Here is a 26,753-nt window from a genome sequence, read left to right on the forward strand (position 1 = left end):
CATTAATATATGACAAATATGATTTGCGCTCATTATAGCAACTCGACTATACTGCTGACAAGAGGGCACGCAAGAAGACAGCCCTCTCACAACGTCTCAACAAAAAGATAGTGAAGGATCAATCAATATCATGGCGACACACAACGTATCTACAGATCAATCTATCAATCAGAGAAATACAGCGAATGCGCTTAATGGATTCGATGAACAACAGGTCAGGGCGGATAGCCAGCGGTCGAGGAACAGGATTCGGCCGCTCGATGTGCTGATCCTGGGTGGTCTGGGAGCACTGGGCCCGCTGGCAAACGATATGTATGTGCCATCGCTGCCAGCCCTGAGCCATGATCTACTGGCCACAACCTCGCAGGCTCAGATGACGCTGAGCGCCTTCATCCTGGGCCTGGCGCTGGGTCAGATTGTGGCGGGGCCGATCAGCGATGCCAGAGGTAGACGCTGGCCTCTGATGATAGGGCTGGTCATCTATGTTATTGCCTCTCTGCTCTGCATGGTTACGCCCTCAATCACCATCCTTATCCTGCTGCGCTTCCTGCAGGGGATGGCGGGTGCGGCTGGAATCGCCATCGCGCTCGCCATCATCAGCGATAGCTATACCGGCGTCACCCAGGCGCGCTTCTTCTCGCTGCTAATGCAGATCAACGGCATTGCGCCCATGGTCGCACCCATTATCGGCGGGCAGATCCTCAGATTTACCTCGTGGCATGGCGTCTTCGGGATACTGGCGCTGTTTGGCACGTTAATGCTGCTGGCGGTATTCTTCGGTCTGAGGGAGACGCTCCCCGTCAGCCGGCGCCAGAGAGGTGGCATCACCACCACGCTGACGGCATTCCGCGGTCTATTGGCCGATCGCCGCTTCCTCGGCTACGCCCTCTCCTGCGGCTTCGCCTTCACCGCCTGCATCATCTATATCTCAGTCTCACCCTTCATCCTCCAGAACCTGTATGGCGTCTCACCACAACTGCTGGGCATCATCTTTGGCATCAACGCGCTTGGTATCGTCATCATGGCACAAATCAATTCCAGACTGATTGGCCGCTTCTCATCACAGACCCTGCTGACCTGGGGCTACGCCATCATCGCCGCCGGTGGCATCGCCACCTTCGTGGTCACCATCAGTGGTCTGGGGCTCATCGGTCTAATCCCAGCATTCCTTCTGCTGGCTTCTAGCCTGGGACTGATCATGCCGAACGCCACCACGCTGGCGCTCGCCAACACACGCGCCGCCGGGAGCGCCTCGGCTCTGCTGGGCGTGCTACAGTTCGCCATCGGCGCACTGGTTGCCCCCATCGTGGGACTCGGCGGCTCCGCCAGCGCGCTTCCGATGGGAGCCTCCATTGCCGCATTCGCGATCGCCACCCTCGTCACCTTCCTCATCCTCTGCCGGCCAATGCAATCAACAACACGCTAAATCAGTATGGTGGGAAGAAATGCTATTGATCTCAGATAGAGATTAACAGCATTTCTTCCTGGTTAAGAAATAGGGCGTTGACTTGCTTTATTTTTTCTCTTTCTATATACGAGAATGATCGTATAGATCAAAAAAAACCAACCGATTGCAATCAAGGAAAGCGCTCAATAAGAGCGTTATCAGCAATTGTCCCTCGTGATCATGGATGTTACAATGATTCTGGTTCAAATATAAAAATAGAATGATTGAGGTAAGATAAGATATGCAACTTGATCAGCGCCTGGTGGATGCGGCCATAGAGTTAATGAATAGCCGCTTTCCGCGCGATGAATGGGCCGGGGCAGCAGCTATGTATACCGAGGACGGCGAGATTCTGACCAGCGTCTCTCCCGATATTCCCAACGGGGCTGCGGCGCTCTGCCAGGAGACGGGCGCTATCTGCGAGGCATATAAACGGAATCAGAGGGTGACAGCCTCTGTCTGCGTCAGCAGAGAAGCCAATTCAGACGTTGTTCTGATTCTGGCGCCGTGTGGCATTTGCCAGGAACGGCTCTTTATGTGGGGCCCTGACGTTGAGGTGGCCGTTGCCCATCCACAGGATGCAACCCGGTGGGTAGCCAAAAAGCTAAGCGAGGTCCAGCCCTACTACTGGTATAAAGTCTTTGCTGGCGAACACAAATAGATGGTATGCAGCCAGCTGCCTTTACAGATTTGAAGATTGACCCATGCGATATCAAGAGCATGAAAGGGAAAAACGGTGAGCGATCAATCAGCGCAGACGCGCTTTATTAATCCCTCGACGCTGCCGGGAGCCGCTGGCTATAGCCATGTGGTTGAGATCACCGGTGGACGCACAATTCATATTTCGGGGCAGGTGGCGATAAACCAGGCGGGAGAAATTGTCGGTCGCAATGATTTCCACGCCCAGGCGCAACAGGTCTTTGAGAATATTAAGGCCGCCCTGGCCGCCGTTGGAGCCAACTTTACCCATGTCATCAAACTCAATATGTACGTCGTTGATATGACACAGGTACCCATTCTGCGCGAGGTACGCGACCGCTATGTGAACACACAGAATCCCCCAGCCAGCACGCTGGTCGAGATACGCAGACTGGTCCGAGAAGAATTTCTGGTTGAAATCGAGGCGACCGCACATCTTCCAGAGTAGGGACACACGTTCCCTACTCCCCCTTATTCCTCTTCACTCACCCACTTAGCAAGTGTAGTTTAGCCAAAAAAAGGATTTTATGTGCGATGCGAAGACATGAAGATGAAGTACAGGAATTACTCAAACGCGTGCGGGAGTGGTTCAATGCATCCGAGCAGGTGGAATACTATCAGCGTGAGGTCAAGCAGGGATTGACGGCTAGCGAGGCATGGCTGTTGCAGTCATTGCCTCCCCAGGGAAAGATACTTGATATCGGCTGTGGCGCTGGCCGCGCCTCAATTGAGGTAGCCAGGCGTGGACTGGATGTGGTTGGGGTCGATGTCAGCCCTGGTCTGGTTGATTCGGCCAGGGCGGCCGCTGTGGCGGCGAAAGTATCCGCGCAATTCCTCTGTATGGAAGATGGACGGACCTTGCCTTTCTCAAATAGCAGTTTTGATGCGGCTCTGGCGTTCAAGGTCTATTGCTACTTACCATCGCAGGCCAGTCGCCTGACCTATCTAGCAGAAGTATTCAGAGTGTTACGCCCCGGCGCATCACTCTTTCTGACCTCATATATCGTGCCAGACGACATGTTTTATTCTTATGTCGATGACGAAACGCACGCCCTCACCGCCGCATTGTTCGATAGCTTAGAACCTGGAGATACCTTCGCATCTGGTCAGGGCTACGTACACTGGTTCACGTCAGCAGGACTCAAAGAAGAGCTGTCCCGATCGCCTTTCCAGTTGGACCTGTTTCAGGATGATGAGGAGGTAGGAGGGAACGGATTACATCGATTGGTACGCTTAACCAGTCCCCCAACTTCATAAATCAGGAGCGGGCCTTGCGTAAACGGATCAGGCTGAAAACGGCGATGGCTACCAGAGCAACGGTCCAGACAGGCAGGTTAAAGATGGTCTCGCCAGTTTTGTCGTCTTTAATAAGCAGAACTGAGACTTTATTGGCCTTTTTTAATACATCCTGTATCATAATACATGCTTCCTTCTTTGCAATAAAATAGGCAGAGGGCATACATAAGTTAATAGTTAGAGTTGGTATAAACTGTAGCATATAGCAGGCCACAATACTACTTATTCTCGTGCTGCAGGGAATATTTTCTCATGTATGCTGCTTCAAATGCTGGAAGAAGTCAGGATGGCTTAATCTTGTTTGCGTGGGCGGGTCATAAAATAGGCAAGTATCACACCGGCGCCGATACCACCCACGGTCATATAGCTGGAGGTAGTGCCACCTGTCAGGGCAATAATGACCGCCGCCAGTATTAAGATGGCGCCGGCCAGCAAGACATAGGTTTGTAGGGCAATGTTTCGCATCAATCAATATTCTCCAGAAAAAAATCTTCCCCTAGTCTACACCGTCCCCTTCATCTAAGCAAGCCAACGGGGTAGGAAATCATAAAGACGACCATACGGGCACAAAAAAGGCGGGCCCCTGCGGGCCCGCTCTTCGTCATTCATATTCTTTGTCAAGATAGAGAAAGTGATCTATCGTGCAGCCGCCAATATCTCTAAATCAGACCATGGCGACACAGGCTTTTTAGTATAGGTAAGAGGAAGCTGGGAAACTGCCTGCATAATACGATCTACCATATCGACTGGCGGTTCGAACTGCTCGATCTGCTCAAACAGCTCATCAATATCCGCGCCGTTATCAAAATCGTTTTCCAACAGATTCAGTGATATGTTATTCATAAGAACTCCCTCTACGTTATTCATATGCGTCATCTGTTTTTAACACGAATAACATTAGAAAGAAGTTTCAGTTTTTCCAAGGTTTCTTATCAAAAATCCAGCTTTCACTTAAGAAAGATTAGAATACAGTCCCTTCAGCCTGCTCTGATTTCCAGTGTTTTGCCATGGCTGCCCGCAGTAATGGGCGCGCGCGCTGAAAATATGTTTTCGCGGTCGCCTCGGGCATGCTCAGGGTTTTGCCAATTTCCGAGAAGCTTAACTGGCTGGCATAACGCAGTAGTACTACAGAACGGAATTTAGGAGGCAGGGCATCGATCGCACTACGCAGGGCCTGCTGCAGATCACTGCGCTCAGCCATCTCATCTGGTAGCGGCTGGTTATCTGGCATAATATCTAGAGGAGAAAGATCGTCGTCGTCATGGTTGGCCTCAAGCTCTGAGAAATGGATCGAGCGTTTGCGGCGCAGTTCATCAAGACAACGGTTACGCGCGACCTGGAAGAGCCAGGCTTTTAATGGCTCACCCGTTCGTAGGGTTGGCATAGAGATGTAAAGCTGTAAAAAGACCTGTTGTGAAACGTCACATGCGAGATCATAATCACCCAGCAGATGGCAAATGAAATTGAAGAGTGGCGTATTATAGCGCTGCACTAATACTTCAAATGATTGCTGATCACCTGCAATTGTACGTGTAACCAACATTCCATCTGTAATTTCATTGGCGCTCTGAGTTTTTTGAGTTTTGGTACGTTCTTTAACTTGCATTATTAACAACCTCACTTTCTTTTGACGTCTATAGCATAGATTTTTCAGGTTGAAATTGCAAGTGTTTTTCGAGCTGATAAGCTCTACAGTAATGCACTCTAAGCGTAATTTTAGGAAATTAAAATAAGCTTGGTAAATGCTTAAGGGGGGATGAGATTATAGCTTTAATCTAGCTCTAATCTACTTCTTATCTTATTCTAAGCTTAAGGCCTTGCCGAGGTCAAAAGGTGAGGTTTGCTTAGAGAAGTTGTGTGTGTTTCTTAGATTACGGATCACAGCTGTCATTGTGATACAAATAGACACATCCTTAAGGTGAAAGAGGGCTAGCTTTTGTGCCTTCGGCAATGACTCTACGCGCCTTACGGCGCTCAGAGTAGATAATAACAGGTCTCGTCGCACATGCGCGTGCGCGCATGTGCGACGAGACCTGTTATTATCTACTGGGGTAAGCAAGAGGAAGCGTGGATACCATGCGCGCATGTGCGACGAGACCTGTTATTATCTACTGGGGTAAGCAAGAGGAAGCGTGAATACCATGCGCGTATATGCGACGAGGCCTGTTATTACTACTGGGGTAAGTAAGAGGAAGCGTGGATAATCGTATGTGCGACGAGGCCTGTTATTACCAGGTGAGGTGAGCGGGAAGGGATGTGGATAACTATGTGGACAAGTGTTCTAGAATGTGGATAACTATGTGGACAAGTGTTCTAGAATGTGGATAAGCTGGGAGATAGAAGTGATGAGGGCGGGGGCGCCAGTTGGCGCCCCCGCCCTCATCACTTCTATCTCCCAGCTTATCGTTTAGTCCTGGGGGACTTCATGGTTGGTGGACTGCTCTTGGGTTCCGTTTTTGGTGCCGGATGCATTAGGGGGGTTGTCTTTACGAACCCGGTCATCGGGCTTGATCTGCTGGCCCTGCGGTCCATGAGGATCAGGCTTGCCTTCGCTGTCGTATTGGCCCTGACCATACTGCCCTTCGTTCCCCTGAGCTCCATATATCTCTGCCGCGCTTGGCTGTTTGTCCTTATCTTTTTGCCCATACTGCTCAGACATAGCTGATGACCTCCTTTTTTACTATGAGTACATACAGATAAATTGGAAGAATCACAACCCCTCCTACTGTAGGGCACGCAGAAACAGCATAAAAAGATACAAAATGGTGATGGCGATAGGCGTCAATCCAGCACGAAAGCGGCCGGGTTGAGAATATGCCGGGGATCCCAGCGGGTCTTTAAACGGCGCATGACCTCCAGGCTGGATGGCTGATAGCCCCAGCGCTCTAGCTGCCCCTCAAGCGCGGCTGGCTGTGCTAACACGATCGCGTATCCATGCAGGGCTAAGGCCTGATGGCGGACAGCGTTCAGCCATGCCCGCGCCGCCTCGGCGCTTTCCACTTTATATATTGCATAGACGAAGCCACTGGCAAAATCAACCACATAGGAGGTATCCCGCAGCTGCCTGGAGATCCCTTCCAGGTAGATAGCCAGGTTCTTCACCGGCACGCCGATGCGCACAATCAGGGACCGCTGGTCCGCTTTTTGCATGCTGGATGTCCAGAGCTCGGTACCGCTCAGCGTCTCGGTAACAAACGGCGCTGGCGCATTGAGCCGTTGCAGAACCTCGGTAACCTGGGCCAGTTCGGCCTCAACATCTTCGGGCACTCCCTCTGCCGTATATGCCAGCAGATAGGCACCTGACGACTCACGCTCCTGGGTATTATCCTCGGTCAACACAATAGAGGAAGCGGTCAGCGCCAACTGCAGCATCTCCTGTCCCCAACGCAGGCCGCTACTGAGATCTTCCACGGGGAAGAGCAGTGTCTTGCGTGCGCGCGGTAGGGCGAAAATTTTTAGCGAGATATCAGCGAGCAGGCCAAGCGTGCCATGCGAGCCAATAAAAATCCTGGTCAGGTCGAAGCCGGCCACGTTCTTGACGATCGGGCGGCCGGTGCGGATCACCCGCCCATCCGCCAGCGCAACGGTCGCGCATAGCACCACGTCGCGTAGCGCCCCATAGCGCATGCGCAACGGCGCGTTCAGATTGGTCGCCACTAACGCTCCAATGCTCATATCCGGCCAGGGAGAGACCAGCGGTATATGCTGTCCACGCTCACGCAGGAAAGCCTGGATCTCGGACAACGGGGTGCCCGCCCCTACGGTGATATAGAGATCGTCGGGCGCGTAGGCCAGCACGCCACGTAGCGCGGAGGTGCTGATGCGCCCATCCTGCTCATCCAGTGGGGCGCTGGTGATGGTCACGCTTCTTCCAGCCTGAGAAAGCGCCTGCAACTGGCGGGCCGCCTCTTCAGCCGTCGTCGGGGTATAACCCTGCGCCGAAAGCTCCGCCGTCGCTGGAACTAGTTTTTCCAGCGGCGTATAGCCCGCATATGGTCCGCTCTCGTCCGCAGCTGGCAGTGGGAACACCTTGCCCGGATTCAACAGGAACTGCGGATCAAAGACCTGCTTGACATCCCACATCGCCAGCAGTTCTTCAGGCTTATGCATCAAAGGCATAAAGTCGCGCTTCTCGATGCCAACGCCATGCTCCCCGGTGATGCTGCCGCCCATAGCCACGCAGCAGAGGGCCATTTCGCGCCCACTTGCATGGATGCGGCCAATCAGGTCGCGATCATCCGGGTCGGTCACCAGGATCAGAGGATGAAGATTGCCGTCGCCAGCATGGAAAACGTGGCCCATGCGAATGTTGAATTTATCACCAATACGATTGGCCTCGGCCAGCATCTCGGCCAGGCGACTGCGCGGTACCGTGATATCCACGGTGTATTGGGCCGGGGCTTCACGAGCAATAGCGCCCGCCGCGCTCTTACGTGCCAACCAGATCTTGTAACGCTCCTCTTCATCGCGTGCGATACGCATATCCGTGCCACCATGGGAGCGCAGGATCTGTATAACCTCCTCTAGCTGATGATCCAGTCCTTCGGGATAACCATCGAACTCGATGATCAGGACAGCGCCCGCGTCTAAGGGCAGATTGGCGTGCGCGAACGGCTCAATAATACGTACAATACGCTGGTCCATCATCTCCATCGTCGCCGGTACCAGCCCCGAGGAGATAACAGCTGATACCGCCGTACCAGCTTGCTCCACCGAATCAAAGATCGCCAGCAACGTTTTCACCGCCGGTGGACGGCGCAGCAGGCGCAACGATAGCGAGGTGATCATTCCCAGCATACCTTCACTACCCGTGATCAGGCCACAAAAGTCATATTCGGGATAATCCATGGCCAGCCCGCCCGTGCGAATATGCTCGCTGGTTCCCAATACCACATCCATGCCGGTCACATAATTGGTCGTTACCCCATATTTAAAGCAATGGGGTCCTCCGGAGTTCTCGGCCACATTGCCACCCATAGTCGACGCACGCTGACTGGAAGGATCGGGCGGAAAATAAAGTCCCATCGTTTGCGCCCGCTCGTCCAGGCGCAGGTTGATCAGTGCCGGCTCAACCAGGGCGCTACGTCCCAGGGGATCAAGCTCTTTGAGACGATTCATGTGCGCGAACTCAACGATGATCCCGCCGCGATCGGCTACCGCGCCTCCTGAAAGACCTGTGCCAGCTCCTCGGGCGATCAACGGCACCCCATGGGCTGAAGCCCAGCGCATCACGTTCACCACATCATCGGTCGTGCGCGGAAAGACCACTCCCTCTGGCAACCCCTTATCCAGTCCCGCATCTACCTCATACGCCACCAGGCTGGCTCTATCGGTAAAGACCTGGCCCTGCGGCAAGATCTTTTTCAGGGTATACAGGACGTTCTCTTTTAACATCTCCCCCGACCTTTCTGTCATTGAAAAATAGTGGTAGTAAATATAGCCTTTTTATATGCGGTTGGTGCGCATTGCATTTTCTTTAAGAGTAGGTAGAAGTGGTTATCACATATGTGATTACCCATTATAACAGAGTATAGCATGCTTTTTTGCATTCTTCCTTGCCACCCTGCGGGCGGCGGAATGGAGGGATAGGAGGGCCAGGGGACACCCCTGGAACCCCGGCAGGAGGGCTCGTCGCCCTCCTGCACATCCCGCTTCCTTTTCATAAGGGTATGATGTGCCGCGAGGGGTCAGATGGCCACGGCCATCTGACCCCTCGCGGCACATCATACCCTTATTTTTTCAATTATTGATGGGGAGGGGAGAGCGGAACTGCTCAAAATCGACCAGCGAGGTCCGCGCATTCACCTTGGGATGCACAACACACGGCAAAGTAAAACAAAAAGTACTCCCTTTTCCCTCTATTCCTTCGCTTTCGACCCAGATGCGTCCATTCATGGCTTCGACAAATTGCTTGCTCAGGAAGAGGCCCAGGCCGGAACCACGCACACTGCCGGAGGAGTCGCGGCGCAAGCGGACGAATTGTCCGAACAACAGTGACATCTCGTTCGGAGGGATACCGGGACCCGCATCTTTGACGCAGATACAAATCTCCGGAGAGGCATGCAAAGGATGGACGACCATGCCATCCAGGGCGGCACTGATGGTGATGGGGGTACCAGCCGGGGCGTATTTAAAGGCATTTGAGATTAGATTGCGCAGAATCTGGCGCAGGTATTGCGCGTTGGCCAGGACCACGATGTAGTTGGGGATATCAACAGAGATATGGTGGCGTCGCACGCTCTGGGGGTCAAAACGCTCCAGCACTTCAAACAGGATATCGCGTACCACGATCTGCTCTATATAGAGCGATTGCCGCTGCTTCTCGACCCCCATCGTGTCCAGAACGTTATTCACAAGCAGTTGTAGTTCATCGCAGCTTTGCATGGCATGCTGTAAAAAAGCAGTGCGCATATCCTGGTCTAACTGATCCTCATGTTCCAACAACAGCTCCAGATATCCATAGATAGCAGTCAATGGGGTGCGCAGTTCGTGATTGACATTCTGCAGGAACTGGTCCTTGATCTCATTAAGCTTCCGCTGTTCCTCGCCGGCTATCACCAGCTGCTCCTGCGCCTCATCGGCCTGATCTGAGGCCTCGCGCTGCGCGCTCACCAATAATCCCAACGTGAACAGAATCAACACGCTAACGATGGTAGAGGTAATATCGGCATTGGAAGGCAACAGACTGCCGATCACCATGGAGTGAGAAAGCCAGAAAATCAAGAGGAGGGAGATGGTACAAAGATAGAGACCAGGTCGCCTGAACAACCAGGCCGAAAGCACAATGGGGACAACATAAATAATGGGGTTATGGCTTATCCACGGGGTACAGGTCAGGAGGAACGACGAAACAAGCGCTGACACAACGACCAGGCTTACCTGAAAGAATATTGAAATCTCAAGCAGGAAACGAGCAAAAGCATTTGGATAACGCACGCTCTCCTCCCCTTCATCGCGGCAGAGCTCGTCCAAAGCCCCTTCTACGTATTCTGAACCTCCCCCCAATCAGACCGCAGACTCAGCCGTTGCGTCTGTTCCCTCATCTGCATAATATTTTACCATGAGCATACCTTTCATTGACATAAATCAATCTTTTAGGCTATCCATGGTGATAAGATCAAGAGATTCCACAGAGGAATCTCTTGAGAAGTGGGTCATTTCTTGCTTTTTCGCGACTGGAGCTATGCGTTCCGGTGGGGGAGTTGTGCGGTGAAGGTGCCCGAGACTTTCAGGTCGCCATTCTGATCTTTGGCCTGTACTTTGCCGGTGATATACCCCTTACCGTCCTCCTCGTATTTGTTGGTCACGGTACCGGTACAGGTAATCACATCGTCCAGGTGGGTCATGCCTTTGAAGCGCACGCCAAACTTGCGCAGGGGCTGGGGTCCCACATAATCGCTGAGCATCTGGCCTACAAAGCCCATAATCAGCATGCCGTGAGCGATAATACCGCCGGTACCAATCTCCTCACCAACTTTGGGATCCGTGTGCAGAGGATTAAAGTCGCCGGAGGCGCCCGCGTAGCGGACCAGTTGCAGGTGTTTGACTGGAGCTTTCACCAGTTGGGGAATCTCTTCGCCAACCTCTACATCCTCGAAATAGCGCCTGGTTGGAGCTTCGGCAGGTGTCGTCATAACTGTTTCTCCTTATATACCATCAAAATATCGACCATCCATGACTGGCAGGGGGTGTCAGCAAACTGGACTACTCGCGCACGATAAACATGGTTTTCGCGCTCAACACATGCTGCTGATGCTGATTGGTATAGCGTGTCTCGGTCGTCAAGATATCCATCGACCCCTCGCGGGTGCGCCGTGTTTTGCCATCCACAATCGTGGTCACGCCGGTCAAGGTATCGTTGGCGGCGATGGGAGCGACGTACTCATATTCCTCTTCGCCATGGAGGACGCGCGCCACATTGATTCCCACACTGCTCAGCTGCTCCCACAGCTGCGTATTGCCCCAGAACGTAAATATAGTTGGGGCTGTCGGGGGTAGAGGAAGATCATCATAACCCGCAGCTTTAGCCGCCTCCAGATCATGATAAATAGGATTCTCGTCCCCGATGGCTAGCGCCAGCTCATGAATCTTGCCGCGCTCGATCATTATCATAAAGGCAGGAAAGCTGTATCCCACCTTCTCCTTATCAAACATAAGAAGCTACTCCTTCAAGTCACAATATGCTCCCCAAAAGGGTTTTGCATTTTCAGTATCAAGCCTGGCATTGATGATGTCAAGAGAAATCATCCTCCTCAATCTTTAGCCCTTGTGATATAATTGTCGACATCATACCCCTCACAAGGGCTTTAAGTGAGAGGAGCAAGGTGAAGCACCCGAAGTTGGTCGCTTTGTCTACATGCATATGTTTCGTAAGATTTTAATTGCAAACCGTGGTGAAATTGCTCTGCGTGTCATTCGCGCATGCCGCGAGATGGGGATACGTAGTGTCATTGCCCACTCCGAGGCTGATCGTGACTCACTTCCAGTACAAATGGCAGATGAGCGGATCTGTATTGGTCCCGGAGCCAGTGGCAAAAGCTATTTAAATATTCCAAATATTATTAGCGCTGCCTTTATCTCCAATGCCGAAGCAATTCACCCTGGCTATGGTTTCCTGTCAGAAAACACGAGCTTCGCTCAGATCTGCCAGGATGTAAATATCACTTTTATCGGTCCCTCGGCCGAAGTGATGGCGATTATGGGCGATAAGGTTTCCGCCCGTAAGGCTATGGTTGAAGCAGGCTTACCAACGCTGCCGGGCACCCGCGTCTTGCGCACATTAGCAGAGGCAACAGAGGCTGCTCGTGAGATCGGTTTTCCACTGATGCTCAAAGCGGTCGCTGGCGGCGGTGGACGTGGTATTCGCCTGATCAATCATGCGGACGAGTTTGAGCGCACGTTTACGGTGGCGCAGAATGAGGTCCGGGAGGCATTCCGCGACGATGGTATTTACCTGGAACGGTATCTGCCAAAGGCTCGCCACGTCGAAATTCAGGTTCTGGTCGACAATCATGGCAACGGCGTCCACCTGGGTGAGCGCAACTGTTCGTGCCAGCGCCGCAACCAGAAGGTTATTGAGGAGTCTCCAACCCCGATTCTGCCCCGCTCCTTATGCGATGAGATGGGTCAGCGCGCCATTAGCGCGGTGAAGGCGGTTGGTTATCGCAACGCCGGCACGCTGGAATTCCTGGTGGATGAGCAGAATCGCTATTATTTCATGGAAATGAATACGCGTTTACAGGTTGAGCATCCCGTTACCGAACTGGTAACAAGCCTGGACCTGGTCAAAGAGCAGCTCCATATCGCCTCGGGCGAACCTTTGCGTTTGCGCCAGGAGGATATCAAGTTGCGTGGACACGCGATCGAGTGCCGCATTACCGCTGAAGATGCGGACAAGGATTTCCGTCCCCAGACCGGTGTTGTCGAGAAGTATTTGCCGCCGGGTGGCCCTGGTGTGCGCGTCGATAGTCACCTGTACACGGGCTATGAGATCCCTCCTCACTACGATTCGCTGCTCGCCAAACTGATTGTTTGGGCCGAGGATCGCGACCAGGCCATCGCACGCATGCAGCGTGCTTTGGAAGAGTTTGTTATCGAGGGCGTCACAACGACAATACCGTTCCATCAGCGCTTACTGAAGCATGAGGGCTTTATTAGCGGCGATACCTATACGCGCTTCATCCAGGAGGAAGCGGGCGCGCTGGGTATCAAATAACCAGCATTCCTCATCGTAGCGGGCAGCACTGCGAGTGATATGGAACGTGAGAAATGAGCATCTCTACCAGGATGCTTTTAGATAAACGGACAAACGGGAGGTGACTTTATGTCTCGCGTAGTTGTAACCGGCCTGGGACTGGTTACCTCGTTGGGCAATGATCTGGCTTCATCATGGGAAGCGCTGATCCAGGGTAAGTCTGGTGTTGGTGAGATTACGGCCTATGATACCAGCAATTTTCGTGTTCACTTTGCTGGCGAGATCAAGAATTTTGATGCCACCAAATATATGGATCGCAAAGAACTCAGGCGCAACGATCCCTATGAACACCTGGCGATCGCGACCACCAAACAGGCACTGGAACAGGCAAAACTACAGATCACCGATGAGATCGCCCCTGATGTCGGTGTCTATATTGGTAGCGGCATCGGTGGCCTGGTGACCCTGCACGACCAGTTCAAGGTTCTGCATGAGAAGGGTCCAGACCGTATCAGTCCCTTCTTCATCAACATGATGATTATCGATGGCGCGCCCGGCATCGTCTCGATCATGACCGGCGCCAAGGGTCCCAACTGGGCCGCGGTCTCCGCCTGCGCCACCAGCGGCAACACCATTGGTGAGGCATGGGAGACCATTCGCCGTGGCGATGCGGTGGCGATGATCGCCGGTGGCTCCGAAAAAGCTGTCACGCCAATCGCGATGGCCGCCTTTGATAACATGCACGCGCTGTCACGCCATAACGAGAACTATCAGGAGGCGAGCCGTCCCTTTGACGCTCAGCGCGATGGCTTTGTGATGGGCGAGGGCTCAGCCGTGCTCATCCTGGAGGAACTCGAGTTCGCAAAAGCGCGTGGGGCAACGATTCTGGCCGAGCTGGTCGGCTACGGCAGCACCGGTGATGCCAGCCACGTGACCGCGCCCGCGCCAGGCGGTGAGGGTCTGGTTCGTGCCATGCGCCGCGCCTTGCAGAAAGCCGGCCTCAAACCTGAGCAGGTCGACTACATCAACGCCCACGGCACCAGCACAGAATTCAACGATAGCACCGAGACCCAGGCCATCAAAACGGTCTTTGGCGAGCATGCCTATCGACTCGCCGTTAGCTCGACGAAGTCCATGACAGGTCATACGCTGGGTGCGGCAGGAGCGATCGAAGCGGTCATTTCTATTCAGACGATTCTGAATGGTATTATTCCTCCAACGATCAATCTCCACCATCCAGATCCCGAATGTGATCTGGATTATGTGCCAAATGAAGCTCGTCATGCCAACGTCAATGTGGTGATGTCGAATTCGATGGGCTTTGGTGGCCATAATACAAGCTTGGTCTTCAAGCGCTACGAAGAGTAAAAGAACATGGATACAGAAAACAATTCATCCTGGCTCGAGCGGGTTGAAGAGATTGTCGATGTGCTCGAAGGCAGTACGGTTGGCGAGTTGACCTTAACCGAAGATGGGACAGAGATTACCATTCGCCGTAGTCCGGGGATGGTATTGACCGAGGCGCCTACAATGGTTATGGTCGCGGGCCAGCCGCAACCTGCCCCGAGTGCAGGCACGGCCGCCGCGCTCAAAAAGGTTGATAAGTCGCTACCGGTAACGGCGTCCCTGACCGGCGTTTATTATTCGTCCGCCTCGCCAACCTCGCCAGCATTCGTCAACGTCGGCGACGTCATCCACGTGGGACAGGTCGTGGCTTTGATCGAAGCCATGAAGGTCTTCAACGAGATCAACGCCGAGGTATCCGGCCGCGTAGTATCAATCAACGCCGTCAGCGGATCAGTCATCCAAAAAGGCGAAGCCATTATGCGCGTCGAACCCCTCTCGTAGGTTCGGGGCTTGCCCCCGATTTTTTGGGGCAAGCCCCCGATTTCGGACCTTGCGTCCGATTAAAACAAAACGCGCGGGACCAAAAATCCCGCGCGTTTGTTCATGCCCGAATTAGTAATCAAATGATTGCGCCTCTTCAACCATGTAGCCCTCATCGCGCAAGCGGTGCAGAAGCTTCTCGCACTGGCCACGATCACTGGTCTCCATAGTAATGGTCTCTTCACGCTGCATGATCGGGAGGCGGTTGGAAATGCGCTGGTGGCGCACGTCGATGACGTTGATGCGCATATCGGTGATGATCGAGAGCATGCGCATAAGCTCACCCGGCCGATCGGTAAGGCGGGTATGGATGACGAAGTAGCGGCCGGCACTGGCCAGTCCATGCTCGATGAAGCGTCCCACCAGGTTGATGTCGATGTTGCCGCCGGTCAAAGGGACCAGCACTTTCTTGCCTTTGAGCTGGACCTTTCCACTTAAGAGGGCCGCCAGACCGATGGCTCCCGCGCCCTCGACCATCATTTTGCAGCGCTCCATCAGCAGGAGGACTGCGTTGATCGTGGCTTCGTCATCGACCAGTACCACGTCGTCAACCAGTTTCTCGATGATCGAGAAGGTGAGCTCGCCGGGCCTTTTGACGGCGATGCCGTCCGCGATGGTGGTAATCGCCGGCAGCGCTGACAGCTTACCAGCATCCAGAGAAACACGGGTACTGGGCGCGCCGGATGCCTGCACACCGATGATGGTAATATCGGGCTTCAAGGCCCGGGCGGCAATGGCGATGCCCGAGATCAAACCACCCCCACCGATGGGGACGACGATGGCATCGGCGTCGGGCAGATCATTGAGCATCTCAAGTCCCAACGTGCCCTGTCCCGCGATAACTTTGGGATCATCAAAGGCATGGATAAAGGTGGCGCCGCTCTCTTGCTGCAATTCCAGACAATGCTGGTAGGCGTCATCGTAGGTCGCGCCGTATAACACAACGCGCGCACCATACCCTTCGGTGGCAGTAACTTTGGCCAGGGGAGCGCTTTCAGGCATGACGATCGTACAGGGGATATTGTGCTGGGCGGCAGAGATCGCTACCCCTTGCGCGTGATTGCCGGCCGAGGCCGCGATCACACCCGCCTGATACTGCTTCTCCGTGAGCGTCGAGATTTTATATCCAGCTCCACGTATCTTGAATGAGCCCGAGCGCTGCATATGTTCATACTTCAGATAGATATCGGCCCCCGTCAACTGGCTCATTGTCCGTGAAGACGATAGTGGAGTATGGTGGATCAACGGCTTAAGAAACTTGTACGCTTGCCAGATATCAGCTATTTTGACAGAACCGACTACCGTGGGGGTAGTGCCAGTGGTTAGATCGTTCTCTACAAGACGCATAGTACGACTCCTTCCAGTCCCACGTAGGACGCCCAGCCGTCATGGCTACATTGGTAGGCTCCGCTGCCTAAATGTTATGGGAAGGATTATAGCGCATGTGCGATCTGTCTGACAACTGTCCTATTTCCTTTTTTTTAAAATGTTATGCCTGCGGCGCCTTCTTTTCGCCGCCCCGCGGGCGGCAGGAGGAGAGGGGAGGCATTGGGGGCACAGCCCCCAAACCCCGTAGGTGCCGGGCTTGCCCCGGCTTGGGCTCGCCGCTTGATCATGCCCCCGGCATGCTCGCTTGCATCTCCGCTCACCCCAAATTCAATTGATGGCGCCTTCGGCGCACACAAAAAAGAAGAATGGTGTGTGCTATTGCGGCAAGGCGCAGCTGCGCCTTGCCGCAATAGCACACACCATTCTTCTTTAAAAAAGGGTATGCCAGAAAGGCGCGGATGCGCCTTTCTGGCATACCCTTTTGTGATTGGGGGCAAAGCCCCCAATCACGCTATTAATCACGGGAACGGAAGATTTTTACCCGCCGGTGAGGCTCCTTACCTCGGCTGCGCGAGATGAGGTTGTAGCGAGTAGCCATTTGATGTTGTAGGCGCCGTACGTAGGCGTTGGCCGGGGCCAGCTCCGCCGTCGTGAGGCCTTTGTTGAGGACCTGGTGGATGGCGTCTTCTGTCTCAAGCAACGCTTGCTTGGTCGGATCATCAAATTCACGCTCGTTTATACTCACCTGGGTGTCCGATGTATCAGCATCATCACCATCGGATGCGCTTTCAGGGATATCAAAGATGCGCGCCAGCGCGTGCTGCATCTGGGTAATAGTATTATTCTTCAGTATAATAATCAGTTTACGTTCTTGCTCCGCTTGCTGTAAGCGTTCGGGCTGCCGGCGATAATAATTCTTGAGCGTAATAACTGCGTCGGCTTCGCGCTCATTATTGGTGATCACGACCGGCACGCGCAACTGGCGCGCGGACTCCGAGAGTCGGTCACGATTAACACCAAATGGATAGACCTTGAGCGTCTTAGGCGGACGAACCTCTGTTGCGGGCTCGCTGGCCTGATAGATCCCTTCCGTGATCTCGGTCACGGGGCGGGGCTTGACCAGGACGGCCGCATGGCTCTCTCCGTCATTGGGCGCGGTCCCTGTAGGTGCCAGCGCCTGGACCTGTGGCGCGATATGTGCCGTGGTCTGGTTGCGACCACGTACGCGCTCACCGCCACCGCGCGGATCTATTGTAGGCGCGCCCGCGCCACGCAGCGAACTCAGATGGGTATGATTGCGATCAAGATGACCGCGATCATTGCGATCTGAGCGCTCGAACATGCTTGTCGTGAAACCCTGTCCCGGGCGAGCACCAGGACCACCGAGCCCGTTGCCCCAGCCTGGAACATCCATGCCACCCGTCGTCACTCGGCGGATCGAAACATGTCCAGTTTCCTCATCACGTGTACGCTCCTCGGCCACGATAGGCTGGCCGCGCAGCATATTATCAACCGTATCTGCCACATCACGATGCACTACAGCCTCATCCCAACTCTGTTGCTCCACCACCACTTCAAAGGTCGGGAGTGATTTACGCTCCTGAATACTCTTCTGGGTATGGCGTCGACGCGCCTCCTCATCACCCAGGGTGACGGTCTGAATACCACCCACCAGGTCTGAAAGAGTCGGGTTTACAAGCAAGTTTCCCAGCGAATTACCATGAGCCGTCGCGACCAACTGGACACCACGTTCAGCAATCGTGCGTGCCGCGGCCGCCTCCAACTCGGTACCAATCTCGTCAATAACGATCACCTGTGGCATATGGTTTTCCACAGCCTCGATCATCACAGCGTGCTGTTCCGCCGTACGCGCAACCTGCATACGTCGGGCACGCCCAATGCCAGGGTGGGGGATATCCCCATCGCCAGCGATTTCATTAGACGTATCCACCACAACCACGCGCTTATTCGCCTCGTCCGCCAGGACTCGAGCGATCTCGCGCAGGAGTGTTGTTTTACCCACGCCCGGACGACCAAGAATCAGGATGGATTGGCCCTGTTCGACAATATCACGGATCAGGGCAATACTGCCAAGCACCGCTCGACCAATACGGCAAGTTAAACCGACAATTCTCCCTTTCCGATTGCGCATCGCGCTAATACGGTGGAGCGTCCGCTCAATACCCGCTCGGTTGTCATCGCCAAATTCCCCAATACGTTCAACGACGTACTCGAGATCGGCATATGCCACCGGTGTCGTACTAAGGATCACTTCCCCCTCGGGGAACCGGCCCTCGGCCAGACGCCCAAGGTCCATTACGATCTCCAGCAGTTCGCTTCGGTTATCTAGCCGATTGACCGCGTCGTGGATGTCTGGCGGAAGAGTAGCCAGCAGAGCCTCCAGATCGTCAGTGATCACATGTTGCATAGGCAGTTTATCACCTCATAATTTTTTGGCGCGAATTGACCGTCCCCAGGCCTTTCAAGCCATAGACCGCGCGTTGCTCCAGCAGGGGGACCGTGCTCTGCCTCGTGGCCAGTAAGGCTACGTGTCGCACAAGCAGTACCTTGGCCAGGACCTGCTCAAATCCACTATTGCAAAGAGCGGTGTTAACAAAAGAATCGTACTCGCGCACCAGGCAATAAATGCGCCGTACGTCGGCATCCAGCAGGCGCTTGATGCCGAACTGAATCAACGGCTCGGCAAGCTCGGCGTGTTCTGGATGTACCATCAGCGAGATGCGGTGCGGCGTCGAGCCGTGACCTCGACAGAGCCGCATCCAGGCTCCCACACGAACACCTACGTCACATACATAATTCTCACTACCACGGCCAAAGAAGGAAGGTAGTGGTTGTAGTGACCCAACTTGAAGTTTGGCGTATTCTTCACTATTCTCGTAGAGCTCGGCCGTCAACACGCGTTGCGGCGTCACAGCACGATAGAGCTGGTATAATCCCCACACATAGTGGCGATTCCAGCGGCGTAGCGAAGGGAGCGCCGTCTCCGTCGCGACGTGTGTCGACCTGGATTTTTGCTGATATGGGTCATAGACATACGTCAGTTCACGTGCGTAGCGCTGGAAACCCGAACGTTGGAACATCTCCATCTCGGGCATTTCATCTTCAACCTTCGCAAAGATGCGGAGGATGCCATGGGTTGAGGCCATCTCCAATGCATATTCAAGCAAGGCCGTGAGTATATCATCACCGACCAGTTGCGCGCCATCTCGCTGCGTCATTGAGGCCAGGTAGGCGAGGTCCCATGCGGCATGAGACGGCCGTTCGCGTACCTGGGCAAAGCCTAACAGGCGCCAGTGGTCCTCACAGATCCACGTACGGACAGCTGGAGAAATGGGAAGAAGCTGCCTCAAAATAGGGGGCGAAGGAAGCGCACTCTCCACCGACTCGAGCCAGCAAACAAAATTTGCATAGTCGCGCTGGTTACCTCGAGCACGGTGGTCAATGGCGTAGATGATTCCCGGTAAATCTACATACAACACCGGTCTTATCATCCACTACTCCTGCGTCAGATAGAAGCTATGTGTCAAGCGACTTCTACCTCTTCACGCTCTGTACTATGCGGAGAAAGTATTGGTGAAAACGCGTATCTCCTGAAACTTCAGGATGAAATGCAGTGCCTAACAAGGGCCCTTCACGGACTGCGACGATGGTTCCATCGTCGAGCGTTGCCAGCACCTCCACCTCAGGGCCAACCTGGTCAACCTGTGGTCCCCGGATAAAGAAGGTGTGGAATGGCGCTTCGCCTAGTGCGGGCACTGACAGATCAGTTTCAAAGCTTTCCCGCTGACTGCCAAACGCATTACGGCGGACGCGAATGTCCATGCTGGCCAATAGTGGTTGACCGGCAAGAGCATTATCCGTCTCCTTCGCTAATAAAATGAGACCTGCACATGTCCCCCACATGGGGACGCCTTCACGAATCTTTCGTTGCAATACCTCGTGGAGATCGTAGGCAATCATCAGTTTACCGATTGTCGTACTTTCACCACCTGGTAGTATTATACCATCTATTTCGTCGAGATGCCTGGGGAGGCGAACAGCTTGCGCGTCCGCCCCTAATCCCTGCAACATCTTGATGTGTGCTTCAAAATCACCCTGTAATGCTAATACGCCGATACGGGGGGTTTGGTTGTATTTTTCCATGTGTTCTTCTTAATCAGTGTCAATCGAGTAGAATTACCAGCCGCGTCGTGCCATCTGCTCCTGGGCGGGCAGATTATCCAGGTTGATACCAACCATGGGATCTCCCAGGTTGCGCGAAACCTCGGCCAGAATTTCGGGATCCTGATAGTGGGTGGTCGCTTTGACGATAGCCTGGGCGCGTTTCTTGGGATCACCCGATTTGAAGATGCCGGAACCAACGAAGACACCCTCGGCACCCAGCCGCATCATCAGCGCCGCGTCAGCAGGCGTGGCGATACCACCGGCGGAGAAGTTAACAACCGGCAGTTTACCGGTGCGGGCAACTTCCAGCACCAGGTCATAGGGAGCGCCCAGTTCTTTGGCCTCGGCCATCAGCTCCTCTTCCGGCAACGATTGCAGACGGCGCACACCACCCATGATGGTACGCATATGACGTACAGCCTCGACCACATTTCCGGTACCGGCCTCGCCTTTGGTACGCAGCATGGCGGCACCCTCACCGACACGGCGCAGGGCCTCGCCCAGATCGCGAGCACCGCACACGAAGGGGATCGAGAACTCATGCTTATTGATGTGGAAGCGCTCATCGGCAGGTGTCAGCACCTCAGACTCATCGATACAATCGATGCCCAGCGACTGCAGAATCTCGGCCTCCACAAAGTGTCCGATACGGACCTTCGCCATCACCGGAATCGTCACGGCCTCTTTGATCTGCAAGATCAGCTCGGGATCACTCATACGAGCGACGCCACCCTGGGCACGAATATCGGCAGGCACGCGCTCTAGAGCCATTACAGCAGAGGCGCCGGCCTCTTCCGCGATCTTTGCCTGCTCCGCGTTCACCACATCGCAGATCACTCCGCCCTTTAACATCTCCGGAAAACTTCGTTTAACCTGTATAGTTCCAAGCTGCTTTTGCATATATTTACCTCTCCTGGCGTGCTTGCTTAACGGTATGAAGTATGTAGAAAGAAAATAAGTAACCTTATTTGGCAGAAATTCTAACACAAGAACATGGCTGACATCTACAGCCAATTCCCTAACTGGAAACCATCCAACCATACGTTCGGACCTCGCGTCCGATTTTATTTTCCTCATGCATAATCATACGTCGAGGGAAGAAGCGCCCGCAAGGGGCGCACCTACGGCGGTGGTATCGTACGTCGAAGGAGGAAGGGGGGCCAAATTGGCGGGCCCTCAAATATCTCTCTATATATTGTAACAAAAGGCAGGGGCGCATATATGCCCGGATAAACCCGGCAAAAAGAGGGGAATAGATATATAAAAATGTGAGGATGAAATAACGCCAGCCTTAATCTCGAATAAGATGAAGACTTAGGCGTAAAGCCTGGTCAACGCGATACAACTCCTCAGGGCTAATCGAGCCACGACGCCTGATAAGACGTGTCTTCTCAATCGTCATGATCTGCTCGCATTTTACATCCGTGTAATCACTCAAGCCATTATGTTGAGTAGGTGTAATGCGTACATGCAACGGAAGCTCTCGTTCCGTGCGGCTCATCGAGGCGACGATGGTTAAAGGGTAGGAAGAAGAGGAATTGCCTCGATCATTTTGTATCACTAACGCCGGTCGTGTTCCCTGTTGTTCTGCACCACGCCCGGGTGACCAATTCACATCCCAAATCTCACCACGTCGCGGATTTGGAATACTAGCATTCGCATCCTGCTGCTGCTTCAGGCTCGGCAAAGACTGCCTGGCCTCATTACTCATGCAAACATACCTTCACAACCAGCACTAAAACACAATTGAGCTTCATCCAGGGTTTCGGGAACAGTAGAGAGATAAGCGTAAGCTTCATCGAGAGAGTGGTTGAGTGAAGAGAGTTCACGCTCGCGTTTTTCCATAATCACTAACCTCAACTGCTGATAATCATCCTGTCGCATCAGATCCATAATAGCCTCCAGTACGTCTCCGAGTGAGGAATCAAGTTCCACAGCCAACGCCTTTAGCTCTTTATGCTGCGTCGAAGGGATCTGAATCGATTTTCGAACGAGGTTCTCATGACGATATAGGTCTGTATGTGCAACAGCCATGAAGTTGCCTCCTAGTCATAACACGACTTCATCTTTACTTATTGTACCGAGGCAGTTAGTAATTGTCAATGAAGATCGGGCCGTTTTCTTAGAATTCTTAGAAAACTTAGCCGGGATAAATGCCTATTTTTCGCCATGGATGTGCATTATATCGGGATTAAAGCCTATCTCTAGCGGATTTTTTTTCCTTTTTGTCCCGGCCGCGCTGACTTAGCCTTAAAGTCAGAAGGATGCCAAAGGAAACGGCCAGTAAAACGACGGCGAGGGCGATGGATTTGTCCAGGTCGCTCTCAGAAGCGATATACACGGCAATCGGCATGGTCTGGGTGACACCAGGAAAGTTGCCGGCAAAGGTGATGGTGGCCCCGAACTCGCCAAGCGCGCGCGCCCAGCACAGGCCGATGCCGGATAACAAGGCGGGACGCACCAGGGGCAGGGTGACACGGAAAAACGTGTAGAGCGGGGAGGCGCGCAGCGTATAGGCGGCCCGCTCGTAGCGCTGGTCCAGTTGCTCAAAGCCTGCCCTGGCGCTATTGATAAAAAAGGGGGCCGCGATAAAGGTCTGGGCCATCACGACGGCGGCCGTCGTAAAGGGAATGGTGACGTTAAAAAGAGCCAGGTAGCGGCCAAGCAGCCCCAGGCGTCCAAAGGTGAGCAGCAGGGCGACGCCAGCCACCACCGGGGGCAGTACGGTGGGCAAGGTAATCAGGGTTTCGAGCAGGCCACGCCCAAAGAAGCGCTGGCGCGCCAGCAGATAGGCGACAGGCAAGCCAAACACGACCGCCAGCAGCGTGCTCAGGGTCGTGGTGACCAGGCTGAGCTGCAGGGCCTGAAAGATGTCCGGTTGCAGGATCTCATTCCAGATGGTCGCTGGCGCCTCTCTGAAGAGCAGCCCCGCCAGCGGAATGCCCAGGAACAGAAAGAAGAGGCTGCTCAACAGCAGGGTCAGGATTCTGGCCAGCCATGCTCCATAGCCGCCGCTGGATAGGATATTTCTCTGCATCATCAGGCAAGATCGCGCGAAAGGGAGTGACGCGCCTGCTCAATGTCATGCTGAACAAGCGAGACCTGCGCGGGCATATGCAGACTTTGATAGGCGGTCAGGGCGGCCTCATAGCAAGCCAGGGCCCGGCGCATATTATGCTGTTGATCCCCCCGCGCCAGATCGGCATAGGCCAATCCCAATGTATGTTTGTTCTGTGCCCACTCCAGTGGCGTCGTCTCGCGCGTCTGAATCTGCAGAGCCTCCTCAAAACAGGCGATGGCGCGTTCCAGGTAATCCTGCCGCTCCGTTTTGGCCAGCGTCCAATAGGCCTGCCCGAGATTCCCCTGCGTGGTCGCCCACTCATCCTGCATATTCTCACGGGCATAAACGAGCAGGGCGGCCCTGTAGCATTCGATCGCCTGCTGCAGATAAGGATGGCGATTATCAAGCAAGCAATCCTTATACGCATTGCCGAGGTTGCTCTGGGTTTTAGCCCACTCATAGGGCGTATCTTTACGGCTATATACCTGCAGGGCCGACTCAAATGAGGTGATGGCCTTTTGAATATGGCTCTGCCACTCTTCCTCATCTACCGGCTCGATGAGCATATACACATGGCCCAGATTATAGTGCACATTGGCCCAGGCCAATGGATGCTGCACAAATGTATAGACTTCCAGGACGGCCTCGAAGCAGACAATCGCCTGGCGTAGCTGCTCCTGCCTGTTCCCATCTGGCATATCCAGGTAGGTCAGGCCCAGCATATTGTTGGTCTTGGCCCACTCGGCGGGATAGGTGTCGCGTGTATATACCGTCAGCGCCATGCGAAAGCAGGTTACAGCCTGCTCCAGACGGATCTGCTCGTTACCGCTCGACATCAAATTATAGGTGATGCCCAGGTTGTTATAGACGGACGCCCAATCCAGGGGGGCATCCTCTTTTGAATAGACGCTGAGGGCGGCCTGATAGCAATCTACCGCGTGGTGCAGGCTGGTCTCGCTCTCGTCGCCGGGCATGTTGCGATACGCGTTGCCCATACTCTGCATGGTGTTGGCCCACAGCTCTGGATGCCGGTCGAAGGTATTGACCTGCAGGGCCGCCTGGTAATGGATGATCGAGCGTTCCAGATTCGTCTGGCGTTCGCCACCGGGCAGAAAGGCATAGACATTGGCCAGGCTAAACTGCGCCATTGCCCATTCCTGGGGTGTGGTCTCACAGGTATAGACACGTAACGAGGCCTCATAGCAAAGGATGGCTTTACGTAACGTCGAGTAGCGATCATCGGAGGGAAGCAGACAATAGACATTGCCCAGATTATATTGGATGCTGGCCCATTGCTCGGGAAAAGCTTCGAGCGTATATACCTCAAGGCATGCCTGCAGACAGCCCAACGCTTTAAAGAGCGCCGGTCGGCGATTGCCGCTGGGAAGATACAAATAGGTCAAAGCCAGCTCATACTGGACCTGCGCCCAATCGAGGGGATGTTCTTCACTGGTGAACACTTCCAATGAAGATTGCAGAGCGGCCAGCGCTTTATTTAAATACTGCTGGCGTTCAGGGCCAGCGGTTGAATTGCGATATGCGATGCCTAGCTGTTGCTGCGTCCGGGCCCATTCGATGGGCGAGCTTTGTAAAGAATAGAGACTCAGCGCTTTCTGGAAGCAAGTAATGGCTTGCTTCAGGTTGGCCTGTTGATCTCCCGTGGAAATGTTACGATATTTTATGCCCAATGCGTATTGGGCATCAGCGGCTATACGCCACTCGTTGTCGTCTTTCATTCCAAAATAACATCCTGCATGTGACGAAAAGGAGGAGCCCCTCCAGGCGCGTTATATGCATAAAACTAAAAACTTCTCATATGGATTGTATGTTGTGCCTTGCTGCTTGTCAACTATGCTCTCTTTGCTCAGGGTGAGTTTTTTTTGTGCCACCCGTGCTGAGAATAAAGGATTTTGGCTCAACTCTGAAAAAGGACAGCCAGCGCCTTCACGCGTGATTCCTGTCCCCAGATGGCCAGCATGTGTTGATAGAGCGCGTAGATTTCGCCGAATACAAGCTCGCTATTGATAGCGCGCGCGGCCCTGGCTGCGGCCTCAAGATAGATGCAGGACTGGATCATATTGCCGAGCACCAGCGAGGTATAGGCACGATACTTTAAAAACTCGGCGCGCATGCGTTCACAGGGTACCGGTTTGAGCTCATCTACCAGGGAAAACGCCTCCCATGCCACTTTGGGCTGCCCCAGTCTGAGGAAGACCAATCCCTGATACAGATACAGCATGGAGCGGTCGCAGCGAGCATAGGCGGCGCAGGCATCCTCTTCTGGCTTCTCTGGGAAGACCGCCAGCGCCAGCTTTAAAAACTGCAGGGCCTCCGTCTCGCGTCCCATGGTGGCCTGTATCTCGGCCAGCCCGGCGAAGATCCAGCTATGGAGCATTGGGGAGATGCTATCGTTGTTGGTGTTGATCCGATGCAGAGCGTTATTATATGCGTTAAGCGCCGAGCCAACACGCTTGCGTGCCGAAAAGATGGTCGCCAGGCGAATCTGCGCCGCGACGTAGAGATTCCAATCCCTGGCCAGCTGGCTATACACCAGGGACTGGGTTCCGTTCGCCTCGGCGGACGCGAAATCGCCACGCTGTAGATCCAGTAGCGCGATCAATTGATAGGCCTGCGCGGTCAAGTTAGCGGCTTTTTTTTGCGCGGGGCCGGGGGTCAGGGTCGGCTTCAATAAACGCGTCAGATAGGTTGGGAGCAATCGCTCCAGTTCTCGCTGGCCTCCACCCATATACCTTTCCCAGCAAGAGGCCAGCCCGGCGGACCACGTCTCTAAAGAGGCCGGGAGATCCTCTTCAGAGATCTCGGCCGCATCATCTTCATTTATCTCCTCTATGCCGTCCGCGCTCAGCGTAGAGGAAGGACTGGTGGGCTTGTCCAGCGTATGCGCCTGCCTGATACGATGCGCCATAAACCCCAGTTCCGCGGGCGACATAGCAAAAACCTTGCACAGGGCATCTAACGAGGCATGGCGTGGCTTCTGAGCGCCAGATTCCCACCGAATATATGTACTTCGACTCACACCCACCAACCCACTGACGAACTCTGGTGTCCACGCTCTCTGCATGCGAGCAGATTTGAGCATGCGGTTCTGTTTCTCCATAGTATCCTCGCCCAACACATTTTACCTGGTCTTGTTA

Annotated in this window: 26 protein-coding genes; 7 read left to right on the plus strand and 19 right to left on the minus strand. The window is 54.0% G+C overall.

Annotated elements, in window-relative coordinates; translation table 11 throughout:
• Positions 1 to 130: 130 nt before the first annotated feature.
• The 4 genes from AABA21_RS23210 to AABA21_RS23225 all read left to right on the plus strand — a co-directional run bounded on the left by AABA21_RS23210 (position 131) and on the right by AABA21_RS23225 (position 3,403).
• Positions 131 to 1,426: a multidrug effflux MFS transporter gene (locus AABA21_RS23210; RefSeq protein WP_338253992.1), complete on the plus strand. Its 1,296-nt coding sequence runs from the start codon at positions 131 to 133 to the stop codon at positions 1,424 to 1,426.
• Positions 1,427 to 1,688: 262 nt separating this feature from the next.
• Complete coding sequence (locus tag AABA21_RS23215; RefSeq protein ID WP_338253993.1) at positions 1,689 to 2,108, plus strand: cytidine deaminase; 420 nt, start codon at positions 1,689 to 1,691, stop codon at positions 2,106 to 2,108.
• Between the two features lie 75 nt (positions 2,109 to 2,183).
• A complete protein-coding gene (locus tag AABA21_RS23220) occupies positions 2,184 to 2,594 on the plus strand; it encodes a RidA family protein (RefSeq protein WP_338253995.1) in 411 nt (136 codons plus the stop codon).
• Positions 2,595 to 2,680: 86 nt separating this feature from the next.
• The gene (locus AABA21_RS23225) at positions 2,681 to 3,403 is read left to right on the plus strand and encodes a class I SAM-dependent methyltransferase (RefSeq protein WP_338253997.1); all 723 of its coding nucleotides are present in this window, start codon (positions 2,681 to 2,683) and stop codon (positions 3,401 to 3,403) included.
• A gap of 1 nt (position 3,404) precedes the next feature.
• Here AABA21_RS23225 and AABA21_RS23230 read toward each other — a convergent pair whose 3' ends face one another.
• The 9 genes from AABA21_RS23230 to AABA21_RS23270 form a co-directional block, all read right to left on the minus strand.
• The gene (locus AABA21_RS23230) at positions 3,405 to 3,563 is read right to left on the minus strand and encodes a hypothetical protein (RefSeq protein WP_338253998.1); all 159 of its coding nucleotides are present in this window, start codon (positions 3,561 to 3,563) and stop codon (positions 3,405 to 3,407) included.
• A 170-nt stretch (positions 3,564 to 3,733) separates the two neighbouring features.
• Positions 3,734 to 3,907 (minus strand): hypothetical protein, encoded by a 174-nt coding sequence (locus AABA21_RS23235; RefSeq protein WP_338253999.1) that lies wholly within the window; start codon positions 3,905 to 3,907, stop codon positions 3,734 to 3,736.
• A gap of 171 nt (positions 3,908 to 4,078) precedes the next feature.
• On the minus strand, positions 4,079 to 4,285 hold the full coding sequence (locus AABA21_RS23240; protein WP_338254000.1) for a hypothetical protein: 207 nt from the start codon (positions 4,283 to 4,285) through the stop codon (positions 4,079 to 4,081).
• Positions 4,286 to 4,403: 118 nt separating this feature from the next.
• Positions 4,404 to 4,985: an RNA polymerase sigma factor gene (locus AABA21_RS23245; RefSeq protein WP_338254003.1), complete on the minus strand. Its 582-nt coding sequence runs from the start codon at positions 4,983 to 4,985 to the stop codon at positions 4,404 to 4,406.
• An 864-nt stretch (positions 4,986 to 5,849) separates the two neighbouring features.
• Complete coding sequence (locus AABA21_RS23250; RefSeq protein ID WP_338254005.1) at positions 5,850 to 6,101, minus strand: hypothetical protein; 252 nt, start codon at positions 6,099 to 6,101, stop codon at positions 5,850 to 5,852.
• A 122-nt stretch (positions 6,102 to 6,223) separates the two neighbouring features.
• Positions 6,224 to 8,836: an FAD-binding oxidoreductase gene (locus AABA21_RS23255; RefSeq protein WP_338254006.1), complete on the minus strand. Its 2,613-nt coding sequence runs from the start codon at positions 8,834 to 8,836 to the stop codon at positions 6,224 to 6,226.
• A 345-nt stretch (positions 8,837 to 9,181) separates the two neighbouring features.
• Positions 9,182 to 10,378: a sensor histidine kinase gene (locus AABA21_RS23260; RefSeq protein WP_338254008.1), complete on the minus strand. Its 1,197-nt coding sequence runs from the start codon at positions 10,376 to 10,378 to the stop codon at positions 9,182 to 9,184.
• A gap of 245 nt (positions 10,379 to 10,623) precedes the next feature.
• Positions 10,624 to 11,076, minus strand: a complete 453-nt coding sequence (locus tag AABA21_RS23265) for a MaoC/PaaZ C-terminal domain-containing protein (RefSeq protein ID WP_338254009.1) — start codon at positions 11,074 to 11,076, stop codon at positions 10,624 to 10,626.
• Between the two features lie 70 nt (positions 11,077 to 11,146).
• Complete coding sequence (locus tag AABA21_RS23270; RefSeq protein ID WP_338254010.1) at positions 11,147 to 11,596, minus strand: FAS1-like dehydratase domain-containing protein; 450 nt, start codon at positions 11,594 to 11,596, stop codon at positions 11,147 to 11,149.
• A 208-nt stretch (positions 11,597 to 11,804) separates the two neighbouring features.
• On the opposite strand from AABA21_RS23270, the gene accC reads away from it, so the two are divergent.
• From accC to AABA21_RS23285, 3 genes are all read left to right on the plus strand, one after another.
• Positions 11,805 to 13,157: an acetyl-CoA carboxylase biotin carboxylase subunit gene (gene accC / locus AABA21_RS23275; RefSeq protein ID WP_338254012.1), complete on the plus strand. Its 1,353-nt coding sequence runs from the start codon at positions 11,805 to 11,807 to the stop codon at positions 13,155 to 13,157.
• A gap of 108 nt (positions 13,158 to 13,265) precedes the next feature.
• Positions 13,266 to 14,504 carry a beta-ketoacyl-ACP synthase II gene (gene fabF / locus AABA21_RS23280; protein WP_338254013.1) on the plus strand — a complete coding sequence of 413 codons (1,239 nt, stop codon included), beginning with the start codon at positions 13,266 to 13,268 and terminating at the stop codon, positions 14,502 to 14,504.
• Positions 14,505 to 14,510: 6 nt separating this feature from the next.
• Positions 14,511 to 14,984: an acetyl-CoA carboxylase biotin carboxyl carrier protein gene (locus tag AABA21_RS23285; RefSeq protein ID WP_338254014.1), complete on the plus strand. Its 474-nt coding sequence runs from the start codon at positions 14,511 to 14,513 to the stop codon at positions 14,982 to 14,984.
• Between the two features lie 111 nt (positions 14,985 to 15,095).
• On the opposite strand, the gene ilvA is transcribed toward AABA21_RS23285, so the two are convergent.
• The 10 genes from ilvA to AABA21_RS23335 all read right to left on the minus strand — a co-directional run bounded on the left by ilvA (position 15,096) and on the right by AABA21_RS23335 (position 26,716).
• Positions 15,096 to 16,370: a threonine ammonia-lyase gene (gene ilvA / locus AABA21_RS23290; protein ID WP_338254016.1), complete on the minus strand. Its 1,275-nt coding sequence runs from the start codon at positions 16,368 to 16,370 to the stop codon at positions 15,096 to 15,098.
• Positions 16,371 to 16,866: 496 nt separating this feature from the next.
• Positions 16,867 to 18,780 (minus strand): R3H domain-containing nucleic acid-binding protein, encoded by a 1,914-nt coding sequence (locus tag AABA21_RS23295; protein ID WP_338254018.1) that lies wholly within the window; start codon positions 18,778 to 18,780, stop codon positions 16,867 to 16,869.
• A 10-nt stretch (positions 18,781 to 18,790) separates the two neighbouring features.
• Positions 18,791 to 19,864 carry a hypothetical protein gene (locus tag AABA21_RS23300; protein WP_338254019.1) on the minus strand — a complete coding sequence of 358 codons (1,074 nt, stop codon included), beginning with the start codon at positions 19,862 to 19,864 and terminating at the stop codon, positions 18,791 to 18,793.
• A gap of 43 nt (positions 19,865 to 19,907) precedes the next feature.
• Entirely contained in the window at positions 19,908 to 20,516 is a 609-nt protein-coding gene (pdxT, locus tag AABA21_RS23305) for a pyridoxal 5'-phosphate synthase glutaminase subunit PdxT (protein ID WP_338254020.1), read from the minus strand.
• A 33-nt stretch (positions 20,517 to 20,549) separates the two neighbouring features.
• On the minus strand, positions 20,550 to 21,437 hold the full coding sequence (gene pdxS / locus AABA21_RS23310) for a pyridoxal 5'-phosphate synthase lyase subunit PdxS (RefSeq protein WP_338254021.1): 888 nt from the start codon (positions 21,435 to 21,437) through the stop codon (positions 20,550 to 20,552).
• Positions 21,438 to 21,828: 391 nt separating this feature from the next.
• Positions 21,829 to 22,248 (minus strand): type II toxin-antitoxin system PemK/MazF family toxin, encoded by a 420-nt coding sequence (locus AABA21_RS23315; protein ID WP_338254023.1) that lies wholly within the window; start codon positions 22,246 to 22,248, stop codon positions 21,829 to 21,831.
• Positions 22,245 to 22,571 (minus strand): hypothetical protein, encoded by a 327-nt coding sequence (locus AABA21_RS23320; protein WP_338254025.1) that lies wholly within the window; start codon positions 22,569 to 22,571, stop codon positions 22,245 to 22,247. The genes AABA21_RS23315 and AABA21_RS23320 overlap by 4 nt, the downstream gene beginning before the upstream one ends.
• A gap of 157 nt (positions 22,572 to 22,728) precedes the next feature.
• Complete coding sequence (locus AABA21_RS23325; protein ID WP_338254026.1) at positions 22,729 to 23,577, minus strand: ABC transporter permease; 849 nt, start codon at positions 23,575 to 23,577, stop codon at positions 22,729 to 22,731.
• Entirely contained in the window at positions 23,577 to 25,334 is a 1,758-nt protein-coding gene (locus tag AABA21_RS23330; protein ID WP_338254029.1) for a tetratricopeptide repeat protein, read from the minus strand. Before AABA21_RS23330 ends, AABA21_RS23325 begins: the two co-directional genes overlap by 1 nt.
• A 179-nt stretch (positions 25,335 to 25,513) precedes the next feature.
• Complete coding sequence (locus AABA21_RS23335; RefSeq protein ID WP_338254031.1) at positions 25,514 to 26,716, minus strand: helix-turn-helix domain-containing protein; 1,203 nt, start codon at positions 26,714 to 26,716, stop codon at positions 25,514 to 25,516.
• Positions 26,717 to 26,753 lie beyond the last annotated feature (37 nt).

Source organism: Dictyobacter halimunensis (genome assembly GCF_036245075.1).